At 64.3% G+C, this 13,565-nt stretch carries 13 protein-coding genes; 6 read left to right on the top strand and 7 right to left on the bottom strand.

From position 1 onward, the window contains the following. Positions 1 to 7 precede the first annotated feature (7 nt). The 6 genes from rng (at position 8) to JGZ97_RS04000 (ending at position 7,898) form a co-directional block, all read left to right on the top strand. Positions 8 to 1,483 carry a ribonuclease G gene (rng, locus tag JGZ97_RS04025; RefSeq protein ID WP_207061326.1) on the top strand — a complete coding sequence of 492 codons (1,476 nt, stop codon included), beginning with the start codon at positions 8 to 10 and terminating at the stop codon, positions 1,481 to 1,483. 8 nt (positions 1,484 to 1,491) lie between these two features. Beyond that, positions 1,492 to 5,361 carry a YhdP family protein gene (locus JGZ97_RS04020; protein WP_207061325.1) on the top strand — a complete coding sequence of 1,290 codons (3,870 nt, stop codon included), beginning with the start codon at positions 1,492 to 1,494 and terminating at the stop codon, positions 5,359 to 5,361. Positions 5,362 to 5,454: 93 nt separating this feature from the next. Continuing rightward, the gene (locus JGZ97_RS04015; protein ID WP_207061324.1) at positions 5,455 to 5,991 is read left to right on the top strand and encodes a hypothetical protein; all 537 of its coding nucleotides are present in this window, start codon (positions 5,455 to 5,457) and stop codon (positions 5,989 to 5,991) included. Between the two features lie 63 nt (positions 5,992 to 6,054). Further along, complete coding sequence (locus JGZ97_RS04010; RefSeq protein ID WP_207061323.1) at positions 6,055 to 6,306, top strand: hypothetical protein; 252 nt, start codon at positions 6,055 to 6,057, stop codon at positions 6,304 to 6,306. An 80-nt stretch (positions 6,307 to 6,386) separates the two neighbouring features. Beyond that, positions 6,387 to 7,037, top strand: a complete 651-nt coding sequence (locus tag JGZ97_RS04005) for an MBL fold metallo-hydrolase (protein WP_370583995.1) — start codon at positions 6,387 to 6,389, stop codon at positions 7,035 to 7,037. A 36-nt stretch (positions 7,038 to 7,073) separates the two neighbouring features. Next, entirely contained in the window at positions 7,074 to 7,898 is an 825-nt protein-coding gene (locus tag JGZ97_RS04000) for a carbon-nitrogen hydrolase family protein (protein ID WP_370583994.1), read from the top strand. 21 nt (positions 7,899 to 7,919) lie between these two features. Here JGZ97_RS04000 and yjgA read toward each other — a convergent pair whose 3' ends face one another. The 7 genes from yjgA to JGZ97_RS03965 all read right to left on the bottom strand — a co-directional run bounded on the left by yjgA (position 7,920) and on the right by JGZ97_RS03965 (position 13,480). After that, positions 7,920 to 8,450, bottom strand: coding sequence for a ribosome biogenesis factor YjgA (yjgA, locus tag JGZ97_RS03995; RefSeq protein ID WP_207061322.1), 531 nt, complete (start codon positions 8,448 to 8,450; stop codon positions 7,920 to 7,922). Between the two features lie 42 nt (positions 8,451 to 8,492). Further along, positions 8,493 to 9,842, bottom strand: coding sequence for a magnesium transporter (mgtE, locus tag JGZ97_RS03990; RefSeq protein WP_207061321.1), 1,350 nt, complete (start codon positions 9,840 to 9,842; stop codon positions 8,493 to 8,495). Between the two features lie 141 nt (positions 9,843 to 9,983). Continuing rightward, positions 9,984 to 10,253: an HPr family phosphocarrier protein gene (locus JGZ97_RS03985; protein ID WP_207061320.1), complete on the bottom strand. Its 270-nt coding sequence runs from the start codon at positions 10,251 to 10,253 to the stop codon at positions 9,984 to 9,986. A 3-nt stretch (positions 10,254 to 10,256) separates the two neighbouring features. Continuing rightward, the gene (rapZ, locus tag JGZ97_RS03980; protein ID WP_207061319.1) at positions 10,257 to 11,123 is read right to left on the bottom strand and encodes an RNase adapter RapZ; all 867 of its coding nucleotides are present in this window, start codon (positions 11,121 to 11,123) and stop codon (positions 10,257 to 10,259) included. 23 nt (positions 11,124 to 11,146) lie between these two features. Continuing rightward, positions 11,147 to 11,611, bottom strand: coding sequence for a PTS IIA-like nitrogen regulatory protein PtsN (gene ptsN / locus JGZ97_RS03975; RefSeq protein WP_207061318.1), 465 nt, complete (start codon positions 11,609 to 11,611; stop codon positions 11,147 to 11,149). A gap of 31 nt (positions 11,612 to 11,642) precedes the next feature. Further along, positions 11,643 to 11,945, bottom strand: a complete 303-nt coding sequence (gene hpf, locus JGZ97_RS03970) for a ribosome hibernation-promoting factor, HPF/YfiA family (protein ID WP_207061317.1) — start codon at positions 11,943 to 11,945, stop codon at positions 11,643 to 11,645. 65 nt (positions 11,946 to 12,010) lie between these two features. Beyond that, positions 12,011 to 13,480 (bottom strand): RNA polymerase factor sigma-54, encoded by a 1,470-nt coding sequence (locus JGZ97_RS03965; protein ID WP_207061316.1) that lies wholly within the window; start codon positions 13,478 to 13,480, stop codon positions 12,011 to 12,013. Positions 13,481 to 13,565 lie beyond the last annotated feature (85 nt).

Raw genomic sequence — 13,565 nt, 5'->3', positions numbered from 1 at the left:
CAGTAGTATGGGCGAGGAAATCCTGATCAATTTCACCCCCATGGAGACCCGGGTGGCCGTGATCGAGAACGGCATGCTGCAAGAGGTCTACATCGAGCGGGTGGATAAAAAGGGGATCGTCGGCAATATCTACAAGGGCAAGGTGGTGCGGGTGCTGCCGGGCATGCAGGCCGCCTTCGTCGATATCGGCCTTGAGCGGGCGGCGTTTATCCATGTGGCGGACCTGCTGCCCAATGGCGTCGCGGCCGGCGAGGAGCGCACCGCCCCCGAGCCCGGCATCGCCACCCTGCTGCGTGAAGGGCAGTCGCTGGTGGTTCAGGTCACCAAGGACCCCATCGGTACCAAGGGGGCGCGCCTGACTACCCACCTCTCGATTCCGTCCCGTTACCTGGTCTTCATGCCCGAGAGTGATCATATCGGTATCTCCCAGCGGATCGAGGGCGAGGAGGAGCGGCTGCGCCTGCGCGAGGTGGTGGCCCAGGCTCTGGCCGAGGACGAGAATCTCGGCGGCGGCTTTATCCTGCGCACTGTCTCCGAAGGGGTCGATGCCCGTGAGATCCGGAGCGACATCACCTTCCTGGTCCGTATGTGGGGCCGGGTCCAGGAGCGGATGAAGACCGCCAAGGCCCCCCAGGTGATCTACGAGGATCTGCCGCTGCACATGCGCACCCTGCGCGACATGGCCTACCCGGAAGTGGAGCGGGTACGCATCGACTCCCGGGAGACCTTTCAGGCCGCCAGCGAGTTCGTCTCCAGCCTGGTGCCCGAGATCACCGACCGCCTTGAGTACTACCCGGGCGAACGCCCCATCTTCGACCTCTACAACGTGGAAGAGGAGATCCAAAAGGGGCTGGGGCGCAAGGTGGAGCTCAAGTCGGGCGGCTACGTGATCTTCGACCAGACCGAGGCGATGACCACCGTGGACGTCAACACGGGCGCCTACGTGGGCCACCGCAACCTGGAAGAGACCATCTTCAAGACCAACCTGGAAGCGGCTACCTCCATCAGCCGCCAGCTACGGCTGCGTAACCTGGGCGGCATCATCATCATCGACTTCATCGACATGGAGGATCCCGAGCACCGGCGCCAGGTGCTGCGCACCCTGGAGCGGGGGCTGGAGAAGGACCATGTGAAGTCCAAGGTGACCGGGGTTTCCGACCTGGGACTGGTGGAGATGACCCGCAAGCGTACCCGCGAGAGCCTGGAGCAGTTGTTGTGCGAGCCCTGTCCCCAGTGCCAGGGGCGGGGCAGCATCAAGACGCCGGAGACGGTCTGCTACGAGATTTTCCGGGAGATCCTCCGCGAGGCGCGGGCCTACAACACCGATACCTACCTGGTGCTGGCCGCGCAGTCGGTGGTGGACCGACTGCTGGACGAGGAGTCTGACCGGGTGGCGGATCTTGAGGAGTTTATCGGCAAGACCGTGCGCTTCCAGGTGGAGCCCCACTACACGCCGGAACAGTTTGACGTGGTTCTGCGCTAGGCACGGGGATGATCTTCGCTCGTTCGCTTAGCGCCCTCCGCCGCCCCCTTCTCTACCTCGGTATTTTTCTGCTCGTATTGACCGCCCTGCTGGCCACTGGCGGCCGCTGGCTGATGGCCAATCTGTCGCCGCAACAGGCCCGGGTCGAGCAGGTGCTGAGCGGGGCTATCGGCCACCCGGTAACCCTGGCATCCCTGGACGGCGCCTGGACCGGGCTGCGGCCGCGGCTGCAGGCCCGGGGCGTGCGAGTCGAGACCCGGGCGGGGGAACCCCTGCTGCGGCTCCGGGAATTGACCCTGGAATTAGATCTGCTGGCGTCTCTCTTGCACCTCAGGCCGGTGCTGCACTACCTGCTGCTCGATGCGCCGGAGCTGGACGTTTACCAGCAGGCCGGGGGCGGCTGGCAACTGGCCTCCACCTGGCGACGCACCGAGGAGCCCGACCGGGCGCTGGACTGGGAGGCCCTGCTGGAGACGCTCTGGCTGCAGGAGCATATACAGGTGCGGGACGCCCGGCTGACGCCTGTTGCCGAGAGTGGCAGGCTGGCGCCCTGGGCGGTGACCCTGGGGCTTGAAAAAGGGCTGCTCGAGCACCGTATCGTCGCCCGCCTGGCGCAAGCGGAGGGGCCGGCGCTGGAGTTCAAGGCCCATACCAGAGGTACGCCGCTGGAACCCCGGTTCGCCGGTGATTTTTATCTTCGCCTCGATGCATTGCAACAGGCCGCGCTCAACCCGCTGCTGCCCAGGGCCTGGCCCCGTACGCAACGGCTGAGCGGTGGCGCGGAACTCTGGGGGCGGTGGCAGGCCGGGGCGTTGCGCCGCGTCCAAGGGCAGCTGCGTCTGGACGAGCTGGATTGGCCCGAGCACCTGGGAGAGGCGCCCCTGCAGGCCTTGCAGGCGGACGTTTTTCTGGAGGCAGAGGCCGCCGACCACTGGCGCCTGCAGCTGCACGGGATCGAGGGCGCGCTGGGCGGCCAGGCTTTACCGCTGGCTGCGTTGCGACTCGCCCGGGCCGAACAGCAGTTGACGGTCAGTGCGCCGCGCCTTGAGCTGGCGGCGGCTGCCAAGCTGGCAGGCACCGTGCCGGCTGTACCCGCCCGGGTCAAGGCGGCGCTCGCGGAGCTGAGTCCCGCGGGCGCCCTCCATCGGCCCTGGTTGCGCCTGCCCCTCGAGCGCGGGCAACTGCCCGAGGGGATCCGCATGCGGGCAGACCTTGAGCAGGTGGCCGTTGGTGCCTGGAAAGGGGCGCCGGCGGTGGCGGGGGTGAACGGCCTGCTGCGGCTCGAGGGGCGCGGCGGTAGCGTGGACCTGGACACCGCAGCGCTCAGCCTCGGTTTTCCGGGATTGTTCGCCGATACCTGGCAGTTCGACAAGGCCCGGGGGCGGGTGAGCTGGCACGTCAGCCGCGAGCAGGCCCGCGTGGAGAGCGAGCTGCTGCAGGTGGTCGGCCAGGGGCTCAAAGGGTATGGGCGCTTCGCGCTGCAGGCTCCGTTTTCCCGGGAGGCCGCGGGGGGCTTGACGCTGATGATTGGGGTTGAAGGGGGACGCGCTGAGCAGGTATCCCAGTTCGTGCCGGTTAAAGGGGTCCCGGAGTCTCTTCGCCGTTGGCTGGGCAGCGCCATTACCCAGGGCCGGGTAGAGGGCGGTGGCTTTCTTTTTCACGGGCCCCTGCGTTCTGGGCATGGGGAGCGCACGGTGCAGATGTTTTTCGACGTAGACGGGGTCGACCTGGCGTACCAGCCTCGTTGGCCTGCGCTGACCGAGGCAAGCGGTCGGGTCATGGTCAAGGACCGGGGCGTCGAAGCGGTGGTGGAGCGGGGGCGGGTATTCGAGGAGACCCTGGTGACCGGGGCGCGGGTCCGGCTCCAGCCCGGGTCCACCGTCCTGGGGGTGAGTGCCGGTTTCCAGGGACCGGCGGCGGACGGGCGCCGGGTGCTGCTGGAGTCACCCCTGCAAACGCTGCTTGGCGATGCCCTTGAACCCTGGCAGTGGCAGGGGCGGGCGGAGACGGCGTTGTCCCTGGCCGTGGACCTGAAGGGGGAGGCGCAGCCCGTCGTCGATGTCTCCACGGCGCTGGCCGAGGGGCGACTCTGGTCGCCGTCGCTGGCGCTTGAGTTCAGCCAGTTGAAGGGCTCCCTGGGCTACAGTACTCGCGGCGGCTTTCGTGCCGAGAACCTCGACGGGCTCTTTTTCGAGCGGCCGGTACAGGCGCGTATCGAAACCCGGCCCGAGGGGCAGGGCCAGAAAACCCAGGTGCAGCTGGCGGGCACGTTGCCAGTGGAGGGCTTCAACGACCACTGGCTGCGCCAGCCTATTCTCAGCCACTTCGAGGGTGAGACGCCGTACCGGGCGAGCCTGGATATCTGCACCGGCGGAGCGTCTTGCCTGCTGCTGACGGCGGTATCGAACCTTGAGGGCGTCAGTGCCAATCTGCCTGCGCCTTATGCGAAGCCGCCCTCGGCGGCAGAGCCTCTGGAAGTGCGGCTTGGGCTGGGGAGGTCGCCCCTCAGCCTGGAGGTTGACTATGGTCAGGCGCTGCGGGCGCGGCTGGAGTTGGAAAACGGCTCCCTGAAAGGGGGCGAGGTGGTGCTGGGGGTCGGCCAGGCGCCGCCCGCCGCCGGCGTCGACGGGCTCTGGATACGTGGGGCGCTGCCGCAGGCCGCGCTGATGCCCTGGCAGGCATTCGTGCGCAGTCTCCTCGTCGAGGCGCCGGGCTCTGACAGTGAGCCCGGTGCGCCCGCCGAGCCGTTGCTGCGCGGGGGGCGCCTGAAGGTCGACGAGTTCACCGTCGGCGAACGGAACTTCGGGGCGTTAGAGGCGGATATGGCCCCGTTGGCTGATGGCTGGGAGTTGCGCCTTGACGGCGCCGCCGCCAAAGGGGTGGCGCGGCTTCCCCGGGGGGATAGCCCCTACTCGGTCCGCTTCGATTATCTGCACGTTCCGGCAGTGCCAGCCCCGGATGAGTCGGAAACAGCGTCGTTGCCGGCGGCTGGCCTGGACGAAACCGATCCACTGGCCGAGGCCGACCCGAGCAGCCTGCCGCTCCTTTACCTGGATATCGGCGAACTCACCTACGACGGGGCTCCCTTTGGTCGTTGGCGCTTGCAGGTCGAGCCCCAGGACAACGGTGCCCGGGTGGCGGTGAAGGAGGGGCGGATACGCCATGCCGATGTGGGCGGTGAGCTTTGGTGGACGTGGGATGAAGGCGGTCACTACAGCCGTGCCCTGCTGGATGTTCGGGCGAAAGATATCGGACGGGTGATGACCGCCTGGGGCAGCGCCTCCCCGCTGATGGAGAGCGAGACGGCGAAAATTTCGGGGGAGCTGATGTGGCGAGGCTCTCCGGCCAACTTTAATCTGCCTTCGCTGAGCGGTGAACTGGCCCTGGATGTGCGGGACGGCCGTATCCTCAAGGCCGGACGCGGCAGCGGCCTGCTGCGCCTGTTCGGCATCCTCAATCTTGAAACCATCAGCCGCCGTCTGCGCTTGGACTTCTCCGATCTTTACCAGCGGGGGTTGGCCTTCGATCGAATTCGAGGCGCCTACCTGCTCAACCTGGGAACCGCGGTGACCGAACGCCCGTTAAGGATCGAGGGGCCGTCTGTCGAGATGTCGCTGGAGGGGGCGGTCAACCTGGTGGAGGAGACCCTCAATCAGCAGGTGCGGGTAACCCTGCCCCTGTCGGAGAACCTTCCCCTGGCGGCGGCGCTGCTGGTTTCGCCGCAGGTGGCCGGCGCCGTGTTTCTGATTGAGAAGGTCATCGGTGAACAGCTGGGCAAGTTCACCACGGTACGTTATCTGGTCTACGGCTCCTGGGAAGATCCCGTGGTGGAACCGATACGGAGCCAGGCAGATGGCGTTGGTGTCCAGCCCCGCTGAAGCGGTTTTTTTCAGCGCGGATTCGGGCCACCGCTCGCCGCTGCGGGTCTATAGTTAGGGAGCAGTACCCGGGACGTCGCAGTGGAGGCAGCCATGGAGCTGATCGACCTGATGGTAGAGCGGGTCTGGCCGGTGGCGCGGCGTATCGTGCTCTCCTGGAACGACCAGGCCTCGGAAATCTTTATTATCGATTTACCCATTGATGCGGCCCCTCGAGTGCTCGACGTCATTCAGGAGATGACCGAGCGCCCGGTCGTGCTGCGGATGAACGGCGCTAACCTGGACCAGGAACTGCCGTTGAACCTCTCCGCGCGTCGTCAACTCATCGAAACGTCCAATCGCAGCACCGTTCACAGTCTACGCGCAGGCCTTGATGAACAGGCGTGCTGCTACTTCTATTTTTGGGTGGATGCCGTTGCCCGGCGTATCGAAGTGGAGCTGGTGTTCTGGAATGACCTCTGCTTTCCTGCGGGACGACCGGTGGCCGAACACAAGCGGGTGCTGGGGCGCCTGCTGCGCATCGCCCACCGTATCCGCGGCGACAACCCGCAGTGCAAGTGCATTCTAAGTTCTGAATACAACAGCGAGCCCAGAGAGCTGCTTAACAGCAGGGAGGTGGCGATCTGGTAACGCCCCACCGTATCCGCGGCGATCACCTGCCGCGTTATCCCTTAACGAGAGTGAGGATTCGATATGAAAAGTGCTTTTGGAAAAACCGCCCTGGCTGAATTGAGTTCCTACTACGAGCAGGCCATTTTGCATCGCAACGTTCTGCATATTACCGTGGAAGACGAACAGGGCGCCCGCGAAACCCGTCTGCACCCCCTCGACCTGAGAGCCCACGGTGGCAAAGAGTTCCTGATCGCCAATGATGACGCCGGTAACCAGGTGCAGATCTCCCTGGATCAGGTGAAGGCGGTACGCGAGTTTCCCTTAAGCTCCTGAAGTCGCAGTTTGCGGGGGCTGGCGTTCGATCCTGCACGGGGTTTAAGATGGCCCCTGGATCCACTTGAGGAAGCAGCACCGTGCAGGAAACCAACCTGAGTCCCCAGCGTTTTATCCGCAAAACCTTCCCCGTCGGCCCCCTGCAGTGCAACTGTACCCTGCTTGGCGACACCCAGACCGGCAAAGCGATTGTGGTCGACCCGGGGGGCGATCCCGAAAAAATTCTGGCTGAACTGGATGCGCTGGGTCTGCAGGTGGTGGGCATCTACCATACCCACGCCCACCTGGATCATGTGTTGGCCGCGGGCGCCATCAAGGCCCGTACCGGCGCCTCCATTCATCTCCACCGCGAAGACAAGTTCCTCTGGGACATGCTCGAGCAGCAGTGCGCCATGTTCGGTGTGCCCTACCAGGCGCAGCCGGAGCCGGATCAGTGGCTGGAGGATGACCAGGCCCTGGACTGCTGCGGTGTGGCCCTGCATACCCCCGGTCACTCGCCGGGCTCCACCAGCTTCTGGTTCGAAGAGGCCAACCTTCTGATAGCCGGTGATACGCTGTTCCGCCGTTCCATCGGCCGTACCGACCTCTGGGGCGGCGACTATCCAACGATCGAGCGCTCCATCCAGGAACGGCTGTTCAGTCTCGACGATGCCGCGGTGGTGGTGACCGGGCACGGCCCGGATACCTCCATCGGCGAAGAGAAGGAGGAGAACCCCTTTGTCCGCGGTTAACCGGTGCTTTCGCCAAGCAGGCTCGGAGGCCGGGCGGTGAGTCGGGTGGCCGCGGTGCAGATGGTGAGCGGCCCGCAGTGGACGCTTAACCTGGAACGGGCCGAGGCGTTGGTTGCCGAGGCGGCCCGGGGCGGGGCGGAACTGGTTCTGCTGCCGGAGAACTTCGCCGTTTTCAACACCGCCCAGCTCTTGGAGCGGGGGGCTCAGGAGCGAGGGTCTTCCGGTCCTATTCGGAGCTTTTTACGCGAGCAGGCGCGCCGTCATGGCGTCTGGCTGGTTGCAGGCTCGCTGCCGATCTTGAACGATGCCGGCGACCGGGTGCGCTCGGCGTGTCTGGTTATCGACGCCGAGGGGCGCGAGCAGGCGCGCTACGACAAGGTGCACCTGTTCGACGTCGAGGTGGCGGACCGCCAGGCCAGTTACCGGGAGTCGGATGAGATTGAGCCCGGAGAAGACGCCGTGGTGGTGGATACCCCGTTCGGGCGCCTGGGGCTGAGCATCTGTTACGATCTGCGTTTTCCCCTGCTCTATCAGGCTCTGGTGGAACGGGGGGCGGAGTTGATCACGGTGCCTGCCGCCTTTACCAAGGTGACCGGGGAGGCGCACTGGGAGCTGCTGCTGCGGGCCCGGGCCTGTGAAACCCAGTGCTATGTCCTGGCCGCTAACCAGGGTGGCGTCCATAACGCGCGCCGGGAGACCTTTGGCCACTCCATGGTGGTGGATCCCTGGGGCCAGGTGCTGGCCAGCCGGGCCCGGGGCGAGGGGGTGGTTTACGCCGACATCGATCGGCAGCGCTGCCGGGAGCTGCGCGCTAAGATGCCGCTGCAGGTCCAGCGGCGGCGTTTTCCCTCGCTTCTCTAAAGGCGGATTAGAGACGCCGGTCTAGCCGTCCACCTGCGCCTGTTCGTCCACCTCGCGGATGTACTTGAACAGTTTGCGGGCGCTGGCCGGCGGCTTGCCGCGCTCGGCTTCCTTGCGGGCGTTGCGCACTAGCTGGCGCAGGTGCTGGCGATCGGCGCCGGGGTAGGCGCTGAGAAACTCGGCGAGCTGGTCATCTTCCGCCAGCAGCTGGTCCCGCCACTGCTCAAGCTGGTGAAAGTGCTGGATATAGGCGCGGGTGCCCGCTTCCTGCCGGTCCACTGCTTCCTGGATGGCGGCCACGTCGACCTCGCGCATCAGCTTGCCGATGTACTGCAGGTGGCGCCGGCGGGCCTCGCGCTGACGAATCCGCTTGGACTCATCAATGGCGCGCTCAAGGGCCGGGCTCAGGGGCAGCTTCGCCAGCTGCTGGTCGTTCATGTCCAGCAGCTTGGCGCCTAGGTCCTGCAGCGCTTCCATCTCCCGCTTTAGCTGGGTCTTGCTCTTGGCTTCGCCTTCATCCCTCTCTTCAGAGGGTTCAAAGTAATCGCTCATGGTAGTTCCATATTAACTAGGGCCCGGCGCCTGTGCAGGCGTTCAGGCATAAAACAGGGTGGCCAGGCCCAGAAACGCCAGGAAGCCCACCACGTCGGTGATGGTCGTCAGCAGCACGCCCCCCGCCAGGGCCGGGTCGATGCCCCAGGCTCTCAGGACCAGGGGCAGGGCGGTGCCGGCCAACGCTGCCACCACCAGGTTGATGATCAGGGCCAGGGCGATCAGGAGTCCGATGGTCAGGTCATTGAACCAGAGCACCGCCGCCGCCGCCACCACCAGCGCCCAAAGCAGGCCGTTAAGCGTGCCCACCACCAGCTCCCGGTTGATCAGCCAGGCAGCATTGCTGCGCTCCACGTGCCCCAGGGCCATACCCCGGATCACCAGGGTCAGGGCCTGGCTACCGGCGATGCCGCCCATGCTGGCGACGATGGGCATGAGCACCGCCAGGGCGACCACTTTCTCGATGGTCTCTTCAAACAGGCCGATCACCGCCGAGGCGATGAAGGCGGTGAGCAGGTTGATCCCGAGCCAGAGTGCGCGCCGGCGAGTGGTGCGCAGCACCGGGGCGAAGGTGTCCTCGTCTTCATCCAGACCGGCCATGCTCATCAGGGAGTGGTCGGCATCCTCGCGGATAACATCCACCACGTCGTCAATGGTGATGCGTCCGAGCAGTTGATTGTGCTCGTCCACCACTGGCGCCGACACCAGGTCGTGGCGCTCGAACAGTTGTGCCACCTCGGCATCGGGCATGTCGGCGGGAATCGGATCGGTGCCGGTGATCATCACCTCGCGCACGGTGCTGTCCGGATCGCTGACCAGCATGCGGGTGAGGGGCAGCAGGCCGATGTAGCGGCCCTTGCGGCTGACGATCAGCAGGCTGTCGGTCATCTCCGGCAGTTCCTGGTGGCGTCGCAGGTAGCGCAGGGCGGTGTCCACGGTGATGTCGGGCCGGATGGTGACAAAGTCGGTGGTCATCAGGCCACCGGCGGTGTCTTCCGGGTAGGAGAGCACGGTCTCCAGGCGTTCCCGGTCCTGGTTGTCCATGGAATTCAGTACTTCCTGCACCACGGCGCTGGGCAGCTGCTGCATCAGGTCGGCGACATCGTCGTCGTCCAGTGCGGAGGTGACCGCCAGCAGCTCCTGGGTATCCATCTGGCTCAGAAAGTCGGCCTGAATATCGTCCCCCAGGTACTGCAACACCTCCCCTTCGAGATCACTGTCCAGCAGGTTCCAGAGCAACTGGCGTTGCTTGGGGGGGGAGGACTCGAGCAGGTGGGCCACGTCTGCCGGCAGCAGGGTCTGGTTCAGCATCTGCTGAATCTGGCGGAAGCGTCCGCTCTCCAGGGCTTCGCTGAGTTGGTGGTGGGGTGGTTTGTCGGCAGTGTGCAGCATGCTAATACGGTGTCAGGACGCGGCCGACCGCGACGGCGGGCCGGAAACAGCGGCGGCTATGGGTATCAACGAAAACGCCTAACGGCAGGAACGGCGCAGAGTATAGCGTAAACGCAAACAGGGGGGTATCGGGGGCGCGGCTTATTCGCCTTCGCCGAAATAGTTGTTGATGAGGGCTTCCACCGCGGCGGCGGCTTCGTCTTCATCCTCGCCCTCCACGACCAGCGTCAGCTCGGTGCCCTTGCTGGCGGCGAGCATCATCACCGACATGATGCTCTTGGCGTCGACGCTGCGTCCGTCCTTGATCAGTTTGATGGTGCTGGCGTAGTTGCTGGTCACCCCGATCAGCTTGGCGGTGGCGCGGGCGTGAAGCCCCAGCTTGTTGATGATGGTTACCTGCTTTTCGATCATCGACTACTCCGCCACCGAGAGCTCCCTGTGCTTGACCAGAACATTATCCATAGATTGCCGGAAATGACCAGCGAGGGCCTCGGCCAGGTAGACCGAGCGGTGGTGGCCGCCGGTGCAGCCGATACAGACGGTCAGGTAGCTGCGGTTGTTACGTTCGAAGTCGGGCAGCCAGCGCTCCAGAAAGGTGATGATATCGCTACGCATATCGTTCACCGCGGGCTGGGCTTCCAGGTAGTCGATCACCTCGGGGTCCTGGCCGCTGTACTTGCGCAGGCGCGGATCCCAGTACGGGTTGGGAAGGCAGCGCACGTCATAGACCAGGTCGGCATCCAGCGGCACCCCGTGCTTGAAACCGAAGGACTGGAACAGCAGGGCGATGTGCTGGCCGGTGCGGCCGGCGACCCGGGACTTGATCTCGTCGCGCAGCTCGTAGAGCGTCATGCGGGTGGTGTCGATCGACAGATGGGCCAGGTCGGCCATGGGTTCCAGCAGAGTTTTTTCCAGCGCAATGGCTTCTTTCAGCCCTTTTTCGCCGTCGGAAAGGGGGTGGCGCCGGCGACTTTCGCTGAAGCGCTTGAGCAGGGTCGGCTCGGCGGCATCCAGGTAGATGATGTCGTACTGGATGGGGCTGCGATCGAGACTGCCGATGATGGAGGGAAACTGCTTGAGTCCGTGGGAGGTGTTGCGCGCGTCGATGCTGATGGCGATCCCGCTCTTGTCCTCCATCGGCTCTTTCAGTACCTGCTCGGCGAGGGTGGGCAGCAGCGCCACCGGCAGGTTGTCGATACAAAAATACCCGAGGTCCTCAAGGGCTTGAAGGGCGGTGGTTTTTCCTGATCCGGAACGACCGCTGATAATGACGAATTTCATAAGAGACGGCTCCCGGCGGTTCCCTAGAGCATTTCCATCTCGTAGTCCGCTGCCGCCTTGTAAAGTTCATCGGCGGAGTGGGTCTGCCGCAGGCGTTGGCGGAAGTCGGCCTGGCTGAACAGCTCGGCCAGGGACGCCAGGGTCTGAAGGTGGGTTTCGGTGGCTTCGGTGGGCACCAGCAGCACGAAGAGCAAGTCCACCGGCTGGCCGTCAATGGCATCGAAATCAACGGGCTCGGGCAGGTTGACCAGGGCGCCAACCGCCTCGGTGCAGTTGTCCAGGCGGCAGTGGGGGATCGCGACCCCCTCGCCGATGCCGGTGCTTCCCAGGCGCTCGCGGCTAATCAAACCGGCGAAAATGTCTTCTGCCTCAAGGCCTTCGACAGATTCGGCGATCAGCTCGCTGGCGTTTTCCAGTATGCGTTTTTTGCTGTTGCCCGGGAGGTTGTGAAAGCAACGCTCCCGGACCAGGGTCTCATGGATCAACATAAGGCCTTTCCAGAGAAGGAGAGGTAAACCGTTAAGCGATTCCCTGCTTGCGGCTCTGCATCTTTTCTTTGTGCTTGATGACCTGGCGGTCGAGTTTGTCGATCAGGCCGTCGATGGCGGCGTACATGTCATCGCCTTGCGCCTTGGCGAAGATCTCGCCGCCGGAGAGGTTGACGGTCGCCTCGGCTTCTTGCTGCTGGCCCTGAACGGTAAGGGTCACCTGGACGTTGGTGATGTGGTCAAAGTGGCGCTCCAGCTTGTCGAACTTGGTGTTGACGTACTCGCGCAGGGCGTCGGTCAGATCCACATGGTGGCCAGTGATATTGATTTGCATAAGTCTCTCCTAAGGGTGCGACTGCGTGGATGTAATGAAAAATGAAGGCGTCACACGGGCCTTCATCATACCAAACGTTTCCGCTCATTGGACGGGGGTATGTTAAGGGCCTCGCGGTATTTTGCAATGGTCCTGCGTGCGACCTTGATTCCTTGTTCTTCCAGCAGTTTAGTGATTTTGCTGTCGCTCAGGGGCTTGGCCACGTTTTCAGCGGCGATCAGCTTCTTGATGATGGCGCGGATGGCGGTGGAGGAACATTCGCCGCCCGATGCCGTGCTGACGTGGCTGGAGAAAAAGTACTTGAGCTCGAACAGGCCCCGCGGGGTGTGCATGAATTTCTGGGTGGTGACGCGGGAGATGGTCGACTCGTGCATTTCCACCGCCTGGGCGATGTCGTGCAGCACCAGGGGCTTCATCGCCTCCTCGCCGAACTCCAGGAAGTCCTGCTGGTGCTCGACGATTTTGCTGGCCACCTTGAGCAGGGTGTCGTTGCGGCTCTGCAGGCTCTTCAGGAACCAGCGGGCTTCCTGCAGGTGGTTGCGCAGGTAGGTGTTGTCGGCGCTGTTGTCGGCCCGGCGTACGAGCCCCGCGTAGTTGTCATTGATGCGCACCTTGGGCGCCGCTTCGCCATTCAGGCTCACTTTCCAGACGCCGCGCTCCTTTTTGACGATGACATCGGGAATCACGTACTCGGGTTCGCGCAGATCCACCAGGCTGCCGGGGCGGGGGTTGAGGCTCTGAATCACTTGGATTGCCGCTTGCAGCTGCACTTCCTTGAGCTTGGAGCGGCGCATCAGTTGCTTGTAGTCGTGGCTGCCCAGCAGGGGCAGGTATTGGTCCACCACGCGCCGCGCATCCTGCATCGCCTGCTCGTCGCTGTCGGGAAGCTGGTCGAGCTGAATCAGCAGGCACTCGCGCAGATCCCGGGCGGCCACGCCGGGCGGGTCGAACTGCTGCAGCCGGCGCAGCACGGCTTCGGCCTCGTCAAGTTCCACCGTCTCTTCGGTGTCGGCCAGCGTTTCGTCGTTGAAGTTGGCGACCACTTCGTCGAGATCCACCCGCAGGTAGCCGTCCTGGTCGATACCGTCAATGATCGACATGGCGATGGCCCGGTCCAGGTCGGTCATGGGGGTGAGATTGAGCTGCCAGAGCAGGTGGTCGGTCAGGGTCTCGTCCGAGCGGTCCGCCGATTCGAAGTCGGTATTGTCGCCACCGCTGGGGCCCGGGCCACTGGATAGACCGGCGCTCTGGAAGGTGTCTTCCCAGCTGCTGTCGGTGGCCAGCTCGACCGGGATCTGCTCATTCCACTCGCCATCAATCGGCGTGTCTTCGCTGGTGGTCGTGACGGGCTCGGATTCGCTATCCCGGGGTGCGGTCTCTTCTTCGGAAACCTCCAGCATGGGGTTGGAGTCAAGCGCTTCCTGAATTTCCTGCTGCAGGTCCAGCGTCGAGAGTTGAAGAAGCCGAATCGCCTGCTGCAACTGCGGCGTCATGGTCAGTTGCTGGCTGATTTTTAGCTGTAGGGATGGTTTCATAAATTCAGGTCAGGGCCTTCAATGACTGTCCTCGCTGTGCCGGGAGAGCTGCTGGATTCTACCACGGGTCCCGGTGATTATAAGC

Origin of the sequence: Motiliproteus sp. SC1-56 (assembly GCF_017309075.1) — a bacterium.
GTDB lineage: Bacteria > Pseudomonadota > Gammaproteobacteria > Pseudomonadales > Balneatricaceae > Motiliproteus.
This window is presented reverse-complemented; position numbering and strand designations above follow the sequence as displayed.

Coding starts and splice junctions, on each gene's coding strand:
- JGZ97_RS04020 (WP_207061325.1), top strand. CDS start 1,492: ATGATCTTCGCTCGTTCGCTTAGCGCCCTCCGCCGCCCCCTTCTCTAC.
- JGZ97_RS03985 (WP_207061320.1), bottom strand. CDS start 10,253: ATGATCGAAAAGCAGGTAACCATCATCAACAAGCTGGGGCTTCACGCC.
- JGZ97_RS04010 (WP_207061323.1), top strand. CDS start 6,055: ATGAAAAGTGCTTTTGGAAAAACCGCCCTGGCTGAATTGAGTTCCTAC.
- hpf (WP_207061317.1), bottom strand. CDS start 11,945: ATGCAAATCAATATCACTGGCCACCATGTGGATCTGACCGACGCCCTG.
- JGZ97_RS04015 (WP_207061324.1), top strand. CDS start 5,455: ATGGAGCTGATCGACCTGATGGTAGAGCGGGTCTGGCCGGTGGCGCGG.
- ptsN (WP_207061318.1), bottom strand. CDS start 11,611: ATGTTGATCCATGAGACCCTGGTCCGGGAGCGTTGCTTTCACAACCTC.
- JGZ97_RS03965 (WP_207061316.1), bottom strand. CDS start 13,480: ATGAAACCATCCCTACAGCTAAAAATCAGCCAGCAACTGACCATGACG.
- rng (WP_207061326.1), top strand. CDS start 8: ATGGGCGAGGAAATCCTGATCAATTTCACCCCCATGGAGACCCGGGTG.
- mgtE (WP_207061321.1), bottom strand. CDS start 9,842: ATGCTGCACACTGCCGACAAACCACCCCACCACCAACTCAGCGAAGCC.
- rapZ (WP_207061319.1), bottom strand. CDS start 11,123: ATGAAATTCGTCATTATCAGCGGTCGTTCCGGATCAGGAAAAACCACC.
- yjgA (WP_207061322.1), bottom strand. CDS start 8,450: ATGAGCGATTACTTTGAACCCTCTGAAGAGAGGGATGAAGGCGAAGCC.